Origin of the sequence: Lactobacillus intestinalis, from assembly GCF_024397795.1 — a bacterium.
In the GTDB taxonomy this organism is placed as follows: domain Bacteria; phylum Bacillota; class Bacilli; order Lactobacillales; family Lactobacillaceae; genus Lactobacillus; species Lactobacillus intestinalis.
The window spans coordinates 95510-116630 of the sequence record NZ_CP072985.1; the positions used below are offsets into that span (position 1 = coordinate 95510).

Consider the following 21121-nt stretch of genomic DNA (forward strand, 5'->3'; position numbering starts at 1 on the left):
ATTTTAAATTCTTGGATTTCTTCTTTACGTTTATAAGATAACGCTTACATTATAGATTGTGAAATCATTAATTTTCAGTATGGATATAACCATAAGTTATAGCTTATCAAAAAAATAAAGGCAAAAGTACTTTTGCCTCTATTTTTTAACTTTTAATATTAATAATTACATAATTTCGATTTTTTGGTCTAAGATTCTTTGAGCATCATCCATTAAGTCTTTAACAATTTCTGCAGCAGGTTTAGATTCCTTGATCATTCCAGCTACTTCACCAGCCATAAAGAAGCTCTTATCTGGATCATCTTCTCTAACCCCTACATACAAGCTTTTATTTAATGCAGAGTTAAATTCGTCTCTTGAAACTCCGGTCTTTTCAAGTTCGAATAACTTACCCGCTTCTTCATTAGCGATACCACGAGTAGCACCACCTTTAATAGTTGAACCTACTACAGCCGTACCAGTATCAGTTGCATTAATTACAGCTTTACGCCAGTTATCACCTACAGGACTTTCCTTAGCAATTGAGAAGATAGTCCCACATTGTACTCCTTCAGCACCTGCTACGAAGGCTTCTACAACTCCTCGACCATCACCAATACCACCAGCTGCAATTAATGGAATGTTAATGGCATCAGCAATTTGAGGCCATAATACCATAGAAGTAGTACCGCCAATATGGCCACCGGCTTCCATACCCTCAACAATGACTCTGTCAGCACCCATTTCTTCCATTTTCTTAGCAATCTTAACATTAGGAATAACTGGCAAAACTTTAATTCCTGCTCCTTTTAAATCTTTCATATATGGCTTAGGAGTACCCGCACCAGTAGTTACTACCTTAACACCTTCATCAATAATAACTTTAACGTGTTCTGGGGTATTTTTATCCATTAACATCAAATTGACAGCAAATGACTTATCGGTTAATTTCTTAGCTTTTTGAATTTGTTCTCTTAATTCATCAGGAGTTTTACCACCAGCTGCAATAATTCCTAATCCACCACCATTTGATACAGCAGCAGCTAAGTCAGCCGTAGCAACTTCTTGCATAGCACCTTGAATAACAGGGTACGTAATACCTAATAATTCTGTAACACGATTCATAATATGTTCTCCTTTTAATATGCTTAACTATAATCTTTATCTTATGTAACTACTTACCAATAAAATGCTTAGGTCTCTTTTCAACGAATGCTGCCATACCTTCTTTTTGATCTTGAGTATCAAACATTTCACCCCAAATTTGACTTTCAAGATCGATAGCAACATCAAGTGGTAAGTCAGCTCCGCGATCCACTGAATATTTAGCACGAGCTACTGATAATGGGGCATTCTTCATAATCTTATGAGCAATTTCAATTGCTTTATCCATCAATTCCTCAGGTTCAGCAATTTCATCAAATAAACCGATTCTATAAGCTTCTTTAGCGTCAATCATATCACAAGTAGCAATTAACTCCTTAGCTTTTCCACGACCTACAACACGTGTTAAACGTTGAGTTCCACCAAATCCTGGTATAATACCTAAACCAGTTTCTGGTTGACCAACTTTAGCATTGGTAGAAGCAATTCTCATATCACATGAACATGCAAGTTCACAACCACCGCCTAATGCATATCCATTTACAGCAGCAATTACAAATTGTGGTAAGTGTTCAATTTCACCAAATGATGAGTGAGCTAACTTAGATAACTTCAAAGCTTCAGTTACATTATCATTTTGCATTTCTTTAATGTCAGCACCTGCAACAAATGACTTAGCACCAGACCCAGTGACGATAACAACTCGAATATCTTCTCTACCCTTTACTTCTCTTAAAGCATCACCGATATCCTTTAAAGTAGCTAAGTTTAAAGCGTTTAAAGCTTTAGGACGGTTAATAGTTAAAACAGCAATACCTTCTTCAGGTTCTTCTAATAATACGTTTTCATAATTATTAAAACTCATGATTTTTGTCCTTTCAAAAAACAAACTCATCTTTTGCTCTCATCGCCATTAATTCTTGTTCAAGTCTACACAAAATTCAAATTTGCTATTTTAACTATTAATTTTTACTTATTGTTACAATTGCTTGTGACTGTAAGAATTAACTCATGTATAAAAAATAGTTATTGGTTTTATAACGCTTTAAGAAATTCACTAATTTTTTCACATTCCATTCTAGAAATCGCTTTCACAGATAGGGATGAGCTAACTTATAACTTTTATTAATTCCTAGTATAACAATTTGTATTAGACTACTTTCGCTCGTTTGAAAGCGTTTACTGTGCGTGGCTATAATCGCAGTAGAAATATGTTTAAAAAGGAGTGAAAGTATATGTCTGGTCCATGGATATCTCGTTATATTGCAGAATTTTTTGGAACTGCAATTTTAGTAATATTAGGTAACGGTGCAGTTGCCAATTCGTTTTTAAAGGGAACTACAGCTAATGGAACAAATGGTCAATCAAACGGTGGTTGGAATTTTATCGCTTGGGGGTTTGGCTTTGGAGTAATGCTTCCAGCTATGTTGTTTGGTTCCATTTCGGGTAACCATATTAATCCAGCTATTACTATAGGTGAAGCTGCTTGTGGAGTTTTTCCTTGAGCTCATGTAGTTCCTTATATTGTTGCGCAAATGTTAGGAGCAATAAGTGGTCAACTACTTGTAGTAGCGATTTACTGGATTTACTTTAAAAATACCCCTGATGATCCGGGAGCAATTCTAGCTTGCTTCTCTACAGGGGATGCTTTAGATAATAAGTTAAATGGTTTTGTAACAGAATTTATTGATACAGCAATTTTAGGATTTATTGCTATGGGATTATATCGCGGAATGTTCTTTAAACAATCTATTGATATTGCTAATATCGGGATTGGTCTTGTAATTACTGCATTGGTAATGGCCGGAGGAGGCCCAACCGGACCAGCTCTTAATCCCGCTCGTGATCTTGGTCCACGGATTGTTCATGCAATTTTACCCATTCCCAATAAAGGTGGTTCAAATTGGGGCTATAGTTGGATTCCCGTAGTTGCTACTACTTTAGGGTGTATTTTAGGAATTTGGCTTTATAAAATTTCATTTGGATTATAATTCACTATGAAGAATATAAAATTGATGTAAAATGAAAATCTCTATTAAATCTTGGAAGATAGTTAACCTTGATTTAATGGAGATTTTTTGACTTAATAGACTATAAAACAACTTCTGAAAATTTAAAAGTTCAGGAAAAATAAATTTCACTTTTAAAAAATATTACTTAATCATGAGACTTCATACACGATTAATAGCTCGACTATTATAACCCCCACACACGTGGGGAATACACTAAAAAACCCCATCATATCAACAACCCTTTCTTATATATCCTCAAATTTATTTACTTTATATTTAAAATATCATATTTTACTCTTTCTCCCCTCAAAAAAGGAGTGAAAATTTTTCACCCCTTAGTCTTATTCATCATCTTCAATTTTAAAAACCTCATGCCAAGTATAATCCAAAAGGCTTTTACCATCTATACTAGGCAACGGTTCTAGATGTGACCACCATGCATCCTGATATTGAGTAGACAATTTCTGATAAGATTTAAAATCTCTCACATCTAAAGTAATAAAAAGTTGGCTACTCTTTTTATCTAATATATAATTGATTTTTCAATTCCTACTTCTTGCAGTTCAGCACACTTTAACTTATCAAAATTCCAGTTATCAATGCTATCAACTAAATCTAAATTTACTTGGACAACTTTTCATAGTTCCATAATTATCATACCTTTCAATTCAGATTAATTTATTTTTCCTCATCGCCATAACGTTCTCTAGTAATTTCATCAAGAGACTTGCCACGCGTCTTAGGTGTCCAAATAGTCCCAATAATTAATGAAATCGCTAAGAATATAATCATTAAAGTTTCCGCAGCTTTGAAACCCATTGAAGTTAAAATAGTGGGAAAAACAATCTACCAAATTCCGGCACTTCCTCTTACTGCAAAAAACATAAATCCTTGGGCACCGGCACGATATTTTGTGGGGAAGAGTTCAGTTGACCATAATGCGTACCATGCTTGCGCACCAATTCCTGCGGAAATCCCCCATAAAGTTACGAAGGTGATTAAAGCTGGCCATCCCATACCAATGTAGGCTAAAATAACCCAGGAAATTAAAGCCATCAATGCGCCTACACAGAAGAAAATTCTGTGATTTCACTTATCTCCATGAAGAGCAAAACCAAAATATCCTGCTAAAGCAGTAAATGCCAATAAAACAGCCTTGAAGAATATTAGCTTGAGTATTGCTTAAACCACCTACTGTTTCATATACATATGGCATGAAGAATCCCATTGCACCAACCACTAGGTTCCAAAACATGTAAACACCAATTAAGAATAAAACCAACATTATTTCTAAGTTCCTTCTTGCTAACGATCAATATAGTCAATACCTCATTTATCGGGCTAAAAATACTGAGGGACAAGTTCAAACCATTACTAATCAAATTATCGAGGAATATTACAATCCAGGTGAATTTTCTAATAGGTTATTGGATAACTACTTAAACGCATTGTTAATCTTGCTTTCCCGAAATACGGATCTTAACTCTAGTATCACTATAAAAAAGCAACTCTCAAATTTAGTACTATATATGCTTAAAGAGATTTCGCAGAACTACCAATCCGTTTCTTTAGAATCTTTAGCTAAAATGACCAACTATAATCGTTCTTATTTAGGTACTTTATTCAAAAACGAAACTGGCTCTCCCTTTTCTAAAGCTTTAACTGATCAAAGATTGCTTAGTGCATATGATTTACTATGTTCAAGTAATCTCTCAATTAGTAAGATTATGATTCGAGTAGGTATTAGTAATCGAACTTTCTTTTACAACAAATTTAAAGAGAAATTCCATCTCACTCCAAATGAAGTTCGTCTTCAAATGGCATAAAAAAGATGACCTTAAAGGTCATCTTTTAAAGTTAAGCATCTTCAATATTTCTTTTGAGATTTCGTAGCAAATTTTCTACAACATTTGAAAAAGTTAAAAATGATAAATTGGATCTCTCTTTAAAATTGAGAGCTATTCCAACTAACAATATATTAGCCTCAAGCATAGAAAGTAAATTATCAGGAAAATAGTTTTGAGATATCTCTGCTAGAGTCCGAATTACTTGTTTATTATTTACACTTACTTCTTTTACCAAGCCTGGACATGATAAAAGAACCCGATAAAAATACCAATAAGGTTCATGATTAGAAAATTGAACTTCTTCTGCCTTAACTTCAGTGGCTAATTTTTCTTCAAAATCATGATATGCAAGTTCTAAGACTGCTTTTTACAGTCCTTTTTGTGATTTGAATTAATAATATATTGGAGTAGTTGAACAATGACAAGCAGGAGTAATGGTGTATACTTTCAAATTATCCAAACCATTTTTATTAAAGAGTTTGTAAGATTTCTTCAAAATCATTTTTGCACTATAGCGAACGGTCATTATTTCTCTCCCTTCTTTTCATAAGAAGAGACAAGAATGTATCCAGATAAGCCAACTAAAAAAATCCCAATAGAAGTTAAAGTAATTTCTTTTTGGTCGTCTTCTTTTAAAACAGGTAGTTCTTTTTCTTTAAAGGAAACACTTTTAGATGGTAGAACTACTTTATAATTAAAACCAATATATGTAATTAAGCTGAGAGTTGTAACACTTACAATCATAGATTTGATAAACTTCAAAAGAAGGAAACATAGACTTTAAAAAGAAGGTGATGAAATGAGGCGTTTTCATCACGGGATTAAAATCCCGTGTTTTCAACGGCAATCTATTCAATAAATATTACTCGGACAAAAGTGATGTTTTAAAGGACTTAAAAAAGGAGTTATTGGAAGAATTCAAAATTGCTTTAAATGCCGATGGCAAAAATTGGGCGTCTGTAACTCATGCCCCAAATAAAAAAGATATCAGTCGACTAGTTGATCAAAATGTTGATAAGCTTGTCAAATATTTTAATGATCATCAGGATATGCTAGCTCCCCTCATTTCTAAAAATGGTGATCCTAACTTTAGTTATCAATTAATTGACTTAACTACAAATACAGTCAAAAAACTGATTATTTATTATTTTCACCCATATCATCAAGAGTACATTTTGAAAAAGGATACATTAAAATTAGCAATCGTTGCTAAAAGATATGCACTTTCTTTTTTAGGTCCATTATTCATGTGGGTAGAATATTTCGACGAATTCACCCTTAAAGAAACCAAAAAAATGATAAAGCCGATGGTGTTAAATTCGCCCTATGATATTTCTACTCATGGTTTTTGATTGTCAAAAAGGAGAAATCAATGAAAATCTTCAATATTATTGGTATTAGCATTTACTTAACTATAGCTATTATTTTAGCGATTCGACATTTTCGACTCAATCAAGCATTTCGGCAGAATAAAATTAAACCTGATCAATTTAACCAGTTAGCTAAAAGAAATATATTTGAATTAATAGCAGTTGTGATTTTTGCATTGCTTTTTGTTTATACCCCATTTAAGCTTTTCATTATCTAAACAAAAATAGCGCGAATTCTCATTATAAGAATTTCGCGCTTATTTTATGGGGAAAAGTATAAAAATTATAAAGTATTAGCGACTTTTACATATTGATTCTTACCAACTTGATAGTAAGTCTTATTCTTGAGCTTAAACTTTTCAGCTCCATTTAAGGCCAAAAGCACTGTGCCCTTCTTTAAAAGCTTACTCTTTTTAACTCGTTTGCCATTTTGATCATAAACAAAGGCATTATGAGTTAACTTAAGTTTCTTAGCTGGTTGAACGACGGTATTAGCAACTTTGATATATTGATGATCCGTAAGTTTATAATAAGTTACACCATTTACTTTAAACTTGTCTGCATTATTTAAAGCTGAAACCCACTTATTTTTTGGTAAAAGTACACTCTTGCCATGCTTCTTAACCAGCTTTCCTTTTTCATCATAAACAAAGGCATTATGCTTTAATTGCAATCTCTTACCAGCTTGCAAAGTAGTGTTGGCGACCTTTACATACTGATTCTTACCAACTTGGTAGAATTTTACACCTTTAATTACATAAACATGTCCATTTTGAAGCGCACTGATTGTCTTGCCTTTCTTCAAAACTGATTTCTTCTGTGGATCACTAGTTAAAACGACTTCCCCATTTTCATCATATAAATATGCATCATGAAGAAGCGGGAATGATTTAGCCGTTAAAACTACATCATTAAGATTATTATCTTTTGTAACACTAGTTTCACGTGAAACAGGAACTTGAACAGAGAGTTGATCTGTCGGATTATCCTTTGGAACTTGATTAGTTTGCTCACTATCTGAATGTTTGGTTTGATCAACAGCTGGAACTTCAGATGTGTTATCTGGAGTGGTAGGCTTATCAACATTTACTGCTGGATTTGTTTGCGGTTGTGCAGTCTGACCAGAATTTTGATCTTGATCCGTTTTTGGAGGTTCAGCCACATAGTCTGGATCATAATTAACAGCGATCTTCTTTTCTACTTTATTACCAACTTGGTCAACTACGTAAATCGTAAAGACATGAGTAGTTGGTTGATTGTTGTCATCATTTAAATTGAAACTTTCTTCAAAGTTATGCGGACCATATGGGTTTACATCTGTCCCATCAGTATTTAAACCTGCTAATTTATTGTAGCCAGAATTTAAGAATTCTCGATAAATATTATTGCCATTTACATAAAGTCTATAGCCATCTAAATTATCATTAACTACTCCTGAAAGTTTGAAAAGAGGATTGTTAGTTTTGACTTCAAGTTCGTTACCATTTACTTGATCTACATTTAAGGTTGGCGCAACTGTATCTAAGACAACATTTAGGGTACCGCGAACTTTTTGACCATTTTGATCAGTATAAATATAAGCTACGGGACGTTGGCCTACATTTTCAGTAGTGAAACTAAAACTGAACTTGCCATCTTTGCCCAACTTGACTTGATTTTGAGGAGCATTTTCATCAGAACTATCTCCTAAGACAGTAAGCGATTTAACTTCTGGATCGACATGTCCTGTAACAGTAAACTTTTTAGTTACGGAATCATAATATCCATCAGTCACTGCATTTTGTCCAAATCTAGTAGTGTCATTATCATTCAAATAATCAAAATGAATTGCTGGATTAGGATCCGTTCGAGTAGTTAAATCTGCTAGAGCATGTCCTGGGTATGCGGTTGGGCCAAATGAACTTAAGTCAGCTGCTTCATCTTGAACATCTACACCTAAATCAGCGCGATCAGTATAAACCTTTCGATTAACCTTATCAGTGGTGTAATAAACACCTAAATGATTTGAACTAGCTACACCAGCTTTACTGGTAACTTGTTTATCATTATATGCCGGACCGTCCACTTCACTCCACCCTGTTAAAAGCGCACGTTTAAATATACCGTCTTCGCCTTGATTAATAGAAGTATGCACATGGAAAGTAGCTACTCCATTTTCTACTTGGCCTTTATATACTTCACCAGTGAAATAGTCTTGAGCATAGGCTTTGACATTTTTACCTAGAGGAACTGCTGCTTGCACAACTGCATTATTTGGATCATTAGTCTTCACAGAATAGATATTTACTCCAAAATTCCCGTCAAAGCCATCGACATTTTGCCAATTAAAGAATGCCTTAGGGGTAAAAGTAGTGAAAGACTTTAAAACATTTTTACCTGCTTGATCAGTAGAAAATACCAAATCTTGGGTAGTCGTTTTTACTGGAACCTCGTATTTGCCATCTCGTACTTGCACTAAGGCACCATTTAAATAGAAATCTTGGGCCGCTGAACCATATAAAGTGTAAGTATCATTTTCTTTATTGTAGTCTTTAGAATTTTTATTAAATTCTACCCCTTCGGTTGCATTCCACACAGAAACTGCTGGTTGATCTTTAACAGCAGGAACATCAACAGTTTTAACTGTCGTGTTGTTAGCTACATCACTTAAAGTTACAGAAACTTTATTCAAACTACCACTTAAAGCATCCAAAGCATCTGAACTTAAAGTAAAATTGAAATGACCTTTTGTTTTTTCACTGTTGTCAAAACCTGATTCGCCCTCATTCAACTTGTAACCAAAGACTTTATCATTTACTTGGACAGTAACATAAGAATAATCCGTAAAACCTGCACCCTTATCTTCATAGTTACCGGACAAAGTATGAGTAGCCGAATCATATTTAACGCTTAAACTAGGAGCTTGTGTATCTACTACAACTGGAAAATCTGCAGTCTGTTTTTGATTTGGTCCTTCATTCCAGAGAGTAGCAACAAAGCGATAAGTATATTGTCCATCGGGCGCCGTTACCATTTGACCAGTTTTAGTATCGTAAACTTTACCGTCCCATTCAAAAGCATCGGGATTGTCTCTCATGGAGACTGAAAGACTAGCATCTTTAGTTACTCCACTTTCATCGTAAGACTTATCAACCCCTTGAACATCAGATACTACGCGCACTACGTTACCCTTAGCGTCTAAAATTTCAACCTTTAAGTCTTTTACATTTTGCTTTAAATAAGCATATGGCTTGATAAGGTCACTTTGATGATCATCATTTGGTGAAAAAGCAACTTTTCCACTTTCGTAAAGTTTAGCAACTTCTTGCCAATTGTAATCACTGTCAACATTTACTAATTGTTTTAAAGATTCTTGATCAGTTACTCCAAGTGGATAATTGTTTTCATTAACGAAACGATTACCTTGAATATCTGGCTTTTCTTCATTTGCATTTTGATCGAAGACATTTTCACTAGTCAAATCACCATAATATGCTAAATATGGCACTACCACAGTCGATTTATCTTTATCATTAGTAAAATGAAGCCATCCTTCTACTGGCTGATTTTTATTTAACCCCTGTAAATCTAATGTATATTGAAGGTCTTTAACCTCTTTTGGTGCTAGAGTAAAATTGCCTACACCATTCACATGAGCTCCTGCTAATTGAACCTCATGAAAGACCCCACTATCGGGATCACGTTGTTCAGTATAACCTCCCCCCAAATCATTAAAGCTGTAGCTTTGTTCTTGATCTGTTAAATTATGAAAAGTAAGAGTAAAAGTAGTTTTTTCATCAACTTGACGTAAAGATAAGGAGCTCGTTCCATCAGCAGCAGTTACATAAACTGGATTGGCCGTAGCAGCTCCTACATCAATTTGACCTGCACCTTGTCTTCTTGGAGAAACAGGCGTGGTGTATCCATTTTGCGTTTGCACTTTAGCGCTATTCATCAATAATGCTTTAGTTGCAGCAACAAGTTCTGCTCCTTTTAACTCTGGATTAGTTTGCTTTAGCCGTTGGATTACTAAAGCAGCACTGCCAGCTGCAAATGGACCAGCCATTGAAGTTCCACTCATTGTTTGATATTGATTATCATTAACAGTTGAAACCACCTGATAACCAGGAGCTGAAAGATCTGGCTTTAAACTAAAATCAGATAATGGTCCCCATGATGAAAATGAAGCCATGTCACTATCTTTGCCAGTTCCAGAAGTTTCCGCAGCAACAGTTAAGGCATTCTTAGAAGCACCGGGGTTGGCGACCGTTCCAGAATTCAAAGGTTCATAATTTCCAGCTTCTGATCCGGACCCATAACCTTTTGCGGTAACTTTACTTGGATTATCTACTGAAGCAGAATTTCCATTATTAGAAGCAGAAATTGAAACAAATACACCATGGTCAATCGCATATTGAACTGCTTTTTGTTCAATATTAGTTAACTGTTGATCTGCCACACCCTGTCCTAAGGACATTTGGATAACATCGGCACCTAAGTTAGTTGCATCATAGATAGCTCTTGCTACATCATCTGTTTTTTCATCAGAAAATTGCCCAAATACTCTAAGTTGCATAAGCTGAGCTTCTGGAGCAACTCCGACAACATATTGTTGATCACCCTCAGGGTGCCCATCTGCCGCAATAATTCCAGAAACATGTTGCCCATGAGGACTATCATTTTGATTATTATCATCCGATTTAATATAATCATTGTCCCTATCGGCATAATTATAAACATATGGAAATTTTTCATTAACATATTTTCCATATCCTTGCTGATCAATCTTACTTTGAACATCTTCTTGCTTAAGTTTTGGATTAGATGGCATTGTTTGGAAATCTTTATGACTGGTATCAGCCCCAGAATCAATTACGGCTACAACCGTATTTTGACCTTTATAACCCTGGTCCCATGCAGATTGAACATTTCCTTTTACATGATCGGCCTGATTAGCTGGTTCAGGAATTGATGAAGCATTATTTTCTTCTGTGTGAGCTTGAGTTACCTGAGATTGAGTAGTTTGTTGGTTTTGTAATTGAGTTTCAGTATGGTCATTTTGTACTTGTGACCCATTTTGATTAGCAGCTGCTGCTTGCGGAGTTTTTTGTTCCAAGTTCTGACTATTATTAAATTTTTGTGAATCACTTTCATTTTTAGCCACAGAAACTTTAACATTTTGGACAGAAGTCTCTCCTATTGCTGCTTCAACAGAAGATGTCTGACTCAAAAAGACAGTCGAACCAGATGCTAAAGCAATAATAGCTGTAGCCACCCATTTCTTTCGCATATCTGAAACGCTCTTCGCACGTTTTTGTGTTTCAATCTTGTTTAAGCCTTCTCTTGTTTTGAAAACATAAGAATACTTATTGTGGCTCTTTGGCCAGCTATAATCACTCATACATTCATCCTCCTATCTTGTATGTCTAGTGTTATGAGTTAATTTTCATCTAAGATGAAATTGTTATAAGAATATCATTATATTTATAAAGTTTCAATAATTATTTTAAAAATATTTAATTTTTATTTTATGAAAAATAAAAAAAGCAATATACAGCTTAAATTCGTTTTAAACTGTATATCACTTATATTTGTTATATTGTTAAAATTAATAATATGTCATATTTGTTTAATATTAGAAATAATATATATATATTATCTATGAAGCATATACCACGTTACTCTCTATTCTTTGTAGTTTTGCATGAAAAGCTTCTGCATTATGTTTAACTTGAATATAATCATCCTTAAGTCCAGGACCTACTAAGCTTCCTCCTACACCAACAACATATGCTCCATTTTCAAACCATTTATTTATATTTTCTAGAGAAACACCTCCACTAGGCATAACATTAACATATGGAAATGGACCATGAATTTCTGAAATAATTTTTTGTCCCACAATAGAGCTCGGAAAAATTTTTATTACATCTGCTCCATAAGTTAAAGCTTGCTGAACCTCGGTTGGACTAAAGCATCCTGGAATATATGGAATATCATATAAATTGCATGTTTTAGCAGTTTCTTTATTAAAGGATGGACTAACAATAAATTGGGCACCAGCTATAATTGCTATTCGTGCTGTAGCACTATCCAAGACAGTACCAGCTCCAATAACTACATTAGTATTTTCATATTCCTTACTTAATTGTTTAATTGTTATATCTGTATTGGGAGAAGTAAAAGCTAATTCAATGGCTGTCACCCCTCCTGCAATACAAGCTTTAGCGGTCTTATAAGAGTTTTCCTGGCTATAACCTCTAATGACGGCTACTACACCAGCTCTTTCAACTTTCTGTAAAGATCTAAACTTTGACAACATCATTTTGAATTACTCCATATTCTTTATAAAAATCTATTAATTGATTATATGTCGGATAGCCATCATTATCGCCATGCGTCTGTACTTGCATAGCTCCAATTGCATTACCTCGCTTAGCTGCCTGCACGTAATTTTTTCCTTCCATTAAAGCCGTAATAATACCCACTGCGAATCCATCTCCCGCACCAACAGTATCCACCACTTTTTTTACATTAAATCCTGGAACGAAAGCCGCATTACCCATTTTAGTTTTGAAATATACTCCTTTAGCTCCTGTTTTTACAAAAACTATTTTTGTTTGTCCATTATTTAAATAAAAATCTGCTATTTTTTCAGGATCATCACTACCGACCAAAATTTTCCCCTCATTTTGGCCGGGTAATACAATATCTGCATATTTGGCTAAATGATTAATTGTTGTTATCATTTTTTCCTTATCTGGCCACATAGCAGGTCTTAAGTTAGGATCAAACGTTAAGATAATATTGGCTTCATTTATTCTCCGAGCAAAGGTTTCACTGGCTTTTTTTGCTTTTTCAGAAGTTGCAGCTAAAATTCCTGTTAAATGAGCAAACTTCACTCCTTTTAAATCGATAGAGGAGACATCTTTTGGAGTTAAATGTGAAGCCGCAGAATTTTTTCTAAAATTAAAAACGTAAGGATCTCCGTGAGTAACTAATTGTTTCATTTGATAACCAGTGAAATACTTTTTAGACTGCTTTAAATTATTTACATCAATGTGACTAGCTTTTATTCTTTTTTGAATGAATTCTCCTTGAGGATCGGCACCAACCTGACTTACATATTCTGAGGAATGACCTAATCTTTGTACACCAATGGCAACATTTAATTCTGCACCACCTATTACTTTATTAAAATTAGTTGCATCTTCAATAGAACAATCCGCTTGGGTTGAGCAAAATACGACAAGAGGTTCGCCCAGAGTAATAAATTCTGTCATTTTTATTCACCTCGTTAACCGGAAAATCCTCGAAGATTTCACCTCAAGGATTTCACTCTATTACAAACCTTTCTTAATTTCTTTCTTGTTCCAAATCATTAAAGAAACTACAATTATGGTTAAAATAATTGCACCAATAATAGGAAGATTTACAGTACATTCATATACAATCCATGCAAGAGGACTAGCAGCAAAGTCAATGCTTGCTACAGAAGAAGTACCGGCTGGAATTAAACTTGCTTGAACTATCTTAACAGCTTTAGTGAAGATACCAGCCAAAGTCGTAGCCGAAAGAACTCCCAAAATCAAGCTAACGATCCCTACTAATAATGATTTAAGAACGTTACCTTTTGTATAAGGAAGAACTAATGGGAAAATATAAATTAACCCAGATAAACTAGCTAATGGTAGAAATTGATTTCCTGGAATCACTACAGACAAGAAAAGAATAATTGGAATTAATAGCAAACTAGATACCAAAGTAACAGGATTACCGATTACCAATGCTGGGGTCATTCCAATGTTAAACTCTTTTCCTTTGAATTTATTTTTAACAATTTCTTGAGTACGTTTAGCAATTGGAGACAAACCTTCAATAAATAAACTAGTAATTCTCGGAATAAGAACCATGACTGCTGAAAGAACGACACCTAATTGTAAAATTTTAGCTACTGGATAACGCGCTAAGGCACCTATAAGCATCCCGATAATTACACCCAAAACGATTGGATCTCCTAATACTCCAAACTTTTCTTTCATTTTATCGGCATCAATATCTACCTTATTAAGGCCTGGAATTCTATCTACAATCCAGTTAACCATTACTGCAAAAGGAATGAAGCTGACACAGAAAGCTTGAGGAATAGAAATTCCTGTCATATCTTTTCCATAAAACTTTTCAACTTTCTTTTGAGATCTATCTGCACCTACCAATGTAACAATAATTGTAACTATAGCTGCAAACATGCCCCACCAAAAGCTTTTTGTCGCAAAATATACAATAGATCCAATAAAGGCAAAATGCCAATAATTCCATAGGTCAATATTTAATGTCTTAGTACAACCGATTAATAAGCAAATAATATTTACTGCTAGCCCTAATGGAATAATAATTGCACCTACCGATGTACCAAATGCAACTTGAGAAGCAGCTGGCCATCCAATATCCAGAGTGTAAAGATGCAAATGATATATTTTTACCATTGTATTAACCGCAGGTCCAATATTTTCTGATAATAATTGTGTAATTACACTTAATCCAACAAAACCTACTCCCACTTTAAGTCCAGATACAAGTGATTTACCAAATCCCATTCCAATAATTAAACCTAGAATTAAGAAAATAATTGGCATCATTACGCTAGCACCTAGGGACATAATGTAATTTATAACACCCATGATTGTCTCCTCTAGAGAATAAATTCTCTTAAGCTAACGAACTAAGTAACCTCCGTCAACTGATAAAATAGCTCCGTTGATATATGCTGAAGCATCACTTGCCAAGAAGACTGCAGGTCCCATTAATTCATATGGATCAGCCCAGTGACCCATTGGAATTCTACCTAAAATTTCATCATTACGAGCCTTATCTGCACGAATTGGAGCAGTATTTTCAGTTTTAATATAACCTGGTGCAATTGCATTAACAGTCACATTATAAGCACCCATTTCAGACGCAAAGGCTTTAGTAAGTCCAGCAACACCGTGCTTTGAAGCAGTGTATGAAGGAATAAATTTTCCACCTTGGAAGGAAAGCATTGAACCAATGTTAATAATCTTACCGTAATTTTGTTTAGCAAAAACCTTACATGCTTCAAGGGACATATGATAAACAGCACTTAAGTTAATGGCAATTACTCGATCCCAGTCTTCATCTTTGGATTCAAGAAGTGGATTACGTTTAATCATACCCGCATTGTTAACTAAAATATCAATGTGCCCCATCTTCTTAACAGCTTCTTCAATAACCTCATGAGGAACACCAGGTTTAGTTAAGTCAACGTCCATAAATTCAACTTTTCGTCCAACACTTTCAATTAAGTCTCGGGTATTGTCCCATTCCTGTTTACCATAAGTTGGAATAAAGATATCTGCACCAGCTTTAGCCATCGCAATTGCGTAGCCTTGCCCAAGTCCGGTGTTACCACCAGTGATAACTGCAACTTTACCTTTCAAGCTAAATTTATCCATGCTAAAGTTGTTCTTTAATTCTTCTTCGTGCTGTCTAATTTCTTCTTCTGATTCATGAATTTCTGACATTTTCTTTTCCTCCTACATAATCTTTATATTTCTTATTTAGAAATACAATTTCTTTTTTACACACATAGTGTAAGCCTTTTCAAAAACATTTACAAGTAATTTTTAATGTTTTTATATAGTTTTTGAGTATAATAGATATTGAAAGGTGAGAAGAATGACAGAAAAACGTTTATATGGCACGGTTTTATTAAAAGCTAAGAAAATTTTAGATTTTATTTCCAATTTAGAAACTGCTCCTACTTTAAAAGAAATTAGTACTGGTGTAGAAATTTCCAAACCAACAGTTTTGAAAATTTTGCAGACTTTAGAATATTGTGGTTTTGTACGTTCCGTTGGTACTGAAAAACAATACTATTTAGGTTCAATTTTTATTAAATATGGAGATAAAACTACAAAAAGCTTCGATATTTCAAATATAGCAATGCCATTTCTAAATGAACTACGCGACAAAACTACCGAAGCTGTCAACTTGGGAATTTTAGAAAATAATCAAATCATTTTATTGAACCGAGCCAAAAGCTCTAATAGTATTCGCTTTGATCTAGAACTCGGCGGTTCAATGAATATGTATTCTTCAGCAATGGGTAAAGCCCTGCTTTCGACTTACTCGGAAGAACAACTTAATCATTATCTTGATCAAACCGCTCTAACTCCTTTAACCAAAAGCACTTTTACCAATCGCGAAGATTTATTAAAGGAACTTACTCAGATCAAACAACAAGGATATGCAGTTGATAATATTGAGAATCAAGATGGAATTTATTGCATTGGCTTCCCTCTTATAAAAAATGATCATATTTTTGGTGCATTTAGCATCAGTGCCCCAGTCTTTAGAGTTGATAATGATAAAGTCAATAAATGGATTGAGTTAGGTATGGAAACACAAAAGAAAATTTTAGCGCATTTTTAAAATAAAAAGTCTACAGCCATTTGTGTAAACTAGCTGTAGACTTTTTATTTATGAAATATATTCTATTTAATTAATATTGTACAAATTATAGATATTAATAATATCATTCAAAATATGCATGTGTATAATCTACTTCTCCCACCGGATGCCATAACACACCTTTGAGGTTTGATTTAACCAAGTGACTTTCTGTCATGTTATAAAGAGGTAAGACCGCATTATCTTTACTCAATTGACCTTGAGCACTGCGCATATTCTTCCAATAATTTTGTTGCCTGGCGGCATCCTGACTTTTGGCATGATCAACATAGCTATCGTAAGCTTTACTACTATATTTTCCATAGTTTTGAGAGTTATTGGTTTGCATAACATCAAAATCACTCATTGGATCTGCATAATCGGCTAACCATAATGCATAATGCATATCAAAGTTTCCTTTGGCAACATTACTTTGAGCATTTTTATCAGGAACTGAATGAACTTCAACATTAGCTCCTTTGAGTTTGTTTTCTAATTGAGATTGGACAAACTGTCCCACATTTTTATTGATAGTTTGATCATCAGTATAATATGTTAGATTGACGGATTTTTTGCCAGTTTCTTTCAAACCTTTTGCCCATAATTCTTGGGCTTTTTTAACGTTATAAGTTTCTTGGGGCTTCATTTCAGTGGCGAAATCTTTACCAGTAGTCGGATCTTTAGCTAATTTAGGAGCGACAAAAGTATGTGCGGCCTTAGATCCATTTGATAAAACTTTCTCAGCCAAATGATCTTTGTCCAAAACTAATGAAACAGCTTTTCGTAAGTTAGAATTAGATAGTGGATGTCCTTTAGCTTGATTAAGTTGTAAGTAATACACGCCAGCACGATCTAAATGCATTAAGTTTTTATTCTTTTGTAAACCTTGAGCAGTAGTCCCCGTGATAGTTGCATCATCTAAGTCACCTTGCTGGAACAATTGATGCGCAGTATTAGCATCTTTAACCACTTGCATCGTCATCTTTTTAAGTTTTACATTTTTGCTGTCAAAGTAATTATCATTCTTTTCTAAACTCCATGATAAATTACTTCCCGTCCATCCTCTTACTTTAAAAGCACCATCATAATACATTTTATCGGAGGAAGTACCATATTTATTACCAAATTTTTTAAGAGCAGCTTGACTTTGGGGGAAGAAGGCAGGCATAACCATCATCCGAGTAAAATATGGCATCGGATATTCTAAATCTACTTGTAAGGTATGTTTATTTAAAGCTTTAACTCCTAATTTATTAACTGGAAGCTTACCTTCGTTTACCTTGTTAGCATTCTTCACACCTGTAAAAATATATGAATACCCTGACTGCGCACTAGGACTCGTTTGTCTTCTCCAAGATGCAACAAAATCTTGAGCTGTAACAGGATCGCCATTTGACCATTTAGCATCCTTTCTTAAATTAAATGTATAGCGTTTGCCATGATTAGTGGGTTTGACAACTTCGGTAGCTAAAGCTGGTGCAGGATTTCCAGCTTTATTAGCACGATAAAGTCCTTCCATAGAATTTTCGAGTACATTCCATTGACTAATATTAGCTTGATTGGCAGTATCTAGCGACATAATTTCACCAGTTTGCATCAAATGTAAAGTTTGATTTTCTTTAGACGCGGAAGAACTATTCTTTCCACACGCACTGAGAGTAAATGTAGCTAATACCGCACTTGCCGACAACAATAAATTTCTTACTTTCATAATTCTTCTCCTCTTAAATCCCCTTAGCTTTAGGTAAGAAAAAAGCACCCCACTAGATCGAATTGATCTAATAGGGCGCTTTTGCGCTGTACCACCTATTTTTCGCTGAAAAAAGTTCAGCCTCATGCACGTGCGGCCCACAAAGTGAGCGATACGTCGCCGCTATAAAGGGCGGACCCTGAACTTACTAAATATCGTAAATTCTGCTCAAAGGTGATTTTCAGCAAAACCATCATTATCCCTTTTCACCACCCAGGAATTCTCTGAAAATTTAGGCTTAACTTACTTTTCCTTATCAAAGCTATTGATTAATTCTTGTTGCTCAATATACTACGCTCTTAAATTTAAAAGTCAACAATTTTTTAAAAAATATTTTTTGCTAGTGGAGAACCATTGATAAATCAAGCTTTTGATACATATTTAATCCATATTAAATATCAATAGTATATCATATGTTTTAAATATCTATAAAATATGTAATATAAAGTTAAAAAACGAGTCTACTGAAAACTCGGTTTTTAAATAATATTAGAAATATTTATTATATTGCATAGATTAGAGATATCATTCTATTGCTTTCACATTAATTACTGCTTTAGTTGAAATCATTTCTAACTTACCTGTTTCACAATTTTTAACATGAAGAAAATGATTCGTCCACTTTTGTGCCGCCGTTGATTCAATATAGTGACTTGCTTCAGACATATTCTTAAATTCAGTATTTACATATCTAGCATCAAAGGTTTCAACTTGAATAGAAATAGTATCTGCTTTATTTTCAATGACTGCTGGTACATTCTGAAGTTTTTTAGCTTCAGGAGCAGCTGCTTTTTCTTTTCTTTGAGCTTTAGTCTTAATAGAAACAGGAACTCCTTGTGTCTCTTGCTTAGGAACTATTTGTGGTACTGGTAAGTTAGGTGAAACTGGCTTGGTTTCGGGTTTAGAAGTAAGCTCTGGAGCAAACTTCTTAACATAATTTTCATCACGTGGGATTTCCTTCTGAATCTTTATTCTTTGTCGTGGAGGAACTAAATTTTTAGCTACAATCCGAGATTTAAACATCTTATAAACGTTTGGCCCATACAGATTAATCTTATAATGCCATCCATTTAAAGGATCATAGTTACTTTTACGAATTTTATCACGCACTTCATCCAATGGTCTATCAACTAAATGAGCAATATCATCCGTACTATAAAGAATATATTTTTCCTTAACAGCTTCTACAGAACGTAGATCTTGGGCAGACAACAAATCTATAAAAGTTTGCCAAGCATTAGCATCATACATCCTAACTCCATTAGATTCATAGGTCTTCACAACACCTTGTTGAACAGCATTTTCAATTCTAGCAGTTGAAATTCCTAATTTTTCAGCAAGTTCCGATTCTGTAATCGGCCGCACCGGCGCTAAACTAGCTAGTTGATTCTTTATTTTATCAACATGAATTCCATGAGAAATTGCCCAAGTTTGATAATTCAAAACTAATTCAGGAATACGATTTTCATCAGGGTGAATCCACATAATATATCCCAAAAAAGTATTTGGATTTTCGGGTAATTCAATATAGGAATGCTTAGGAGGTTTAGTTACAACTCGGAAGTTATTCATATAACCAAAACTATTAGGCATCACATCATTGGCTTTACTTTGGAAAACCACAATATCTTCAGGCTCTACTTCTCCCATTTTTTTAGCTTCATCGATATAAGGCAAATCGACAATTGGCATAATTAAGCGCCCATGAGGATTAGTAATTCGTTTCAATTGAAGTTTAGGTTGATTGCGTGGCTGATTAATTTTATTGTTATGAGAAATATAAACTTTCTCTACTTCTGCATGATATTCCGTTTCCTTTTCATTAATTAGAGGCAAAACCTCTTCAGAAGTTTCTCGTTCAGTTTCTTGTAAACGATCACGATATTTCTTATAGCGGCTCGGTTGATATCTTACTTCCACATGACCTGGTTCTTTTTCAAGATCTGTCTTATCTTGGCTTTCTTGATAATTTTCCCATGCACGCATACTAGAAGTGGAATTTTCAATTTCAATTACCCAATCATCTTGACGATCATAATTGCTTACCAAGATATCTGGCTTGTCCACTCCCTTAAAAATCCCAGCTTTTTCAATAACAGTAGTATCAAGACCATATTTATTGCCATTATAGCGTTTAATCTTACTAAATCCTTGAACAATATCGCCAATACCTAGTTTTTGATTTTGAGATTTGATGTACTTAACATTTTTCAAATTAAGCCATACATGATAATCTAAGAGTTCTTTGTTATCTCCCGTAGTTAATTTATCTAACAAAAGTTCCCCATTTAAATTGTTGGTAGTATTGGGCAGCGTTAAGTCACTCAGCACTCCAAGCCAATGTAGCCAAATTCCAGAATCATAGTAAGGCTTTAAACGAATGTGCTGAGAATCGGGATGATTATATTTATTGAGAACATTTTTCGTATTCTCCCTTCTAATCTTATTAAAACTAGTCGTCATCCCATCTGACTTTATTTGATTAATACTTACATAATTTAGTTGCAGTCGGTCATCAACTTCATAATCTGTTTTTTCTTCATATTGAAGTCCTTTACGAGTGTGCAATAATTTTTTTAGTTTTTTCTTTTGCATAGGAATACCTCCTTT

General features: G+C 34.2%; 16 protein-coding genes, 2 pseudogenes and 1 other annotated feature. Of the genes and pseudogenes, 5 read left to right on the forward strand and 13 right to left on the reverse strand.

Translation table 11 applies throughout. The features are described from left to right. Window positions 1-165: 165 nt before the first annotated feature. Both KBW87_RS08540 and KBW87_RS08545 read right to left on the reverse strand, forming a co-directional pair. Entirely contained in the window at window positions 166-1104 is a 939-nt protein-coding gene (locus tag KBW87_RS08540) for a nitronate monooxygenase (RefSeq protein WP_057808705.1), read from the reverse strand. 49 nt (window positions 1105-1153) lie between these two features. Beyond that, on the reverse strand, window positions 1154-1948 hold the full coding sequence (locus KBW87_RS08545) for an enoyl-CoA hydratase-related protein (RefSeq protein ID WP_057808707.1): 795 nt from the start codon (window positions 1946-1948) through the stop codon (window positions 1154-1156). A 370-nt stretch (window positions 1949-2318) separates the two neighbouring features. Here KBW87_RS08545 and KBW87_RS08550 point away from each other — a divergent pair. Continuing rightward, a pseudogene (locus KBW87_RS08550) lies at window positions 2319-3074 on the forward strand (MIP/aquaporin family protein). Between the two features lie 699 nt (window positions 3075-3773). Here KBW87_RS08550 and KBW87_RS08555 read toward each other — a convergent pair. After that, a pseudogene (locus KBW87_RS08555) lies at window positions 3774-4389 on the reverse strand (MFS transporter); the annotation flags it as partial. Between the two features lie 235 nt (window positions 4390-4624). Between KBW87_RS08555 and KBW87_RS08560 the strand changes: the two are divergent. After that, window positions 4625-4921 (forward strand): helix-turn-helix domain-containing protein, encoded by a 297-nt coding sequence (locus tag KBW87_RS08560; protein WP_057808710.1) that lies wholly within the window; start codon window positions 4625-4627, stop codon window positions 4919-4921. 31 nt (window positions 4922-4952) lie between these two features. Here KBW87_RS08560 and KBW87_RS08565 read toward each other — a convergent pair whose 3' ends face one another. The 3 genes from KBW87_RS08565 to KBW87_RS08575 all read right to left on the reverse strand — a co-directional run bounded on the left by KBW87_RS08565 (window position 4953) and on the right by KBW87_RS08575 (window position 5686). Further along, window positions 4953-5177 carry a hypothetical protein gene (locus KBW87_RS08565; RefSeq protein WP_157055097.1) on the reverse strand — a complete coding sequence of 75 codons (225 nt, stop codon included), beginning with the start codon at window positions 5175-5177 and terminating at the stop codon, window positions 4953-4955. A gap of 156 nt (window positions 5178-5333) precedes the next feature. Beyond that, a complete protein-coding gene (locus tag KBW87_RS08570; protein WP_255200663.1) occupies window positions 5334-5468 on the reverse strand; it encodes a hypothetical protein in 135 nt (44 codons plus the stop codon). After that, window positions 5468-5686, reverse strand: coding sequence for a hypothetical protein (locus tag KBW87_RS08575; RefSeq protein WP_057808715.1), 219 nt, complete (start codon window positions 5684-5686; stop codon window positions 5468-5470). Before KBW87_RS08575 ends, KBW87_RS08570 begins: the two co-directional genes overlap by 1 nt. A gap of 164 nt (window positions 5687-5850) precedes the next feature. On the opposite strand from KBW87_RS08575, the gene KBW87_RS08580 reads away from it, so the two are divergent. Beyond that, window positions 5851-6294: a hypothetical protein gene (locus KBW87_RS08580; protein WP_057808717.1), complete on the forward strand. Its 444-nt coding sequence runs from the start codon at window positions 5851-5853 to the stop codon at window positions 6292-6294. Between the two features lie 20 nt (window positions 6295-6314). After that, window positions 6315-6530 (forward strand): hypothetical protein, encoded by a 216-nt coding sequence (locus KBW87_RS08585; protein WP_057808719.1) that lies wholly within the window; start codon window positions 6315-6317, stop codon window positions 6528-6530. Between the two features lie 65 nt (window positions 6531-6595). Here KBW87_RS08585 and KBW87_RS08590 read toward each other — a convergent pair whose 3' ends face one another. The 5 genes from KBW87_RS08590 to kduD form a co-directional block, all read right to left on the reverse strand. Continuing rightward, window positions 6596-11692: a S8 family serine peptidase gene (locus KBW87_RS08590; RefSeq protein WP_057808721.1), complete on the reverse strand. Its 5097-nt coding sequence runs from the start codon at window positions 11690-11692 to the stop codon at window positions 6596-6598. A 258-nt stretch (window positions 11693-11950) separates the two neighbouring features. Beyond that, on the reverse strand, window positions 11951-12616 hold the full coding sequence (locus tag KBW87_RS08595) for a bifunctional 2-keto-4-hydroxyglutarate aldolase/2-keto-3-deoxy-6-phosphogluconate aldolase (protein WP_338108163.1): 666 nt from the start codon (window positions 12614-12616) through the stop codon (window positions 11951-11953). Then, the gene (locus tag KBW87_RS08600) at window positions 12597-13574 is read right to left on the reverse strand and encodes a sugar kinase (RefSeq protein WP_057808723.1); all 978 of its coding nucleotides are present in this window, start codon (window positions 13572-13574) and stop codon (window positions 12597-12599) included. Before KBW87_RS08600 ends, KBW87_RS08595 begins: the two co-directional genes overlap by 20 nt. 60 nt (window positions 13575-13634) lie before the next feature. Next, window positions 13635-14972 carry a PTS galactitol transporter subunit IIC gene (locus KBW87_RS08605; RefSeq protein WP_057808725.1) on the reverse strand — a complete coding sequence of 446 codons (1338 nt, stop codon included), beginning with the start codon at window positions 14970-14972 and terminating at the stop codon, window positions 13635-13637. Window positions 14973-15005: 33 nt separating this feature from the next. Next, on the reverse strand, window positions 15006-15833 hold the full coding sequence (gene kduD / locus KBW87_RS08610; RefSeq protein WP_057808726.1) for a 2-dehydro-3-deoxy-D-gluconate 5-dehydrogenase KduD: 828 nt from the start codon (window positions 15831-15833) through the stop codon (window positions 15006-15008). A gap of 154 nt (window positions 15834-15987) precedes the next feature. Here kduD and KBW87_RS08615 point away from each other — a divergent pair, with 154 nt between their 5' ends. Further along, entirely contained in the window at window positions 15988-16743 is a 756-nt protein-coding gene (locus KBW87_RS08615; protein ID WP_057808728.1) for an IclR family transcriptional regulator, read from the forward strand. Between the two features lie 103 nt (window positions 16744-16846). On the opposite strand, the gene KBW87_RS08620 is transcribed toward KBW87_RS08615, so the two are convergent. Continuing rightward, window positions 16847-18472 (reverse strand): peptide ABC transporter substrate-binding protein, encoded by a 1626-nt coding sequence (locus KBW87_RS08620; RefSeq protein WP_057808730.1) that lies wholly within the window; start codon window positions 18470-18472, stop codon window positions 16847-16849. A 68-nt stretch (window positions 18473-18540) separates the two neighbouring features. After that, window positions 18541-18780: a binding site (T-box leader), on the reverse strand. Window positions 18781-19036: 256 nt separating this feature from the next. Then, a complete protein-coding gene (locus tag KBW87_RS08625; RefSeq protein ID WP_057808733.1) occupies window positions 19037-21106 on the reverse strand; it encodes a hypothetical protein in 2070 nt (689 codons plus the stop codon). Window positions 21107-21121: the final 15 nt, after the last annotated feature.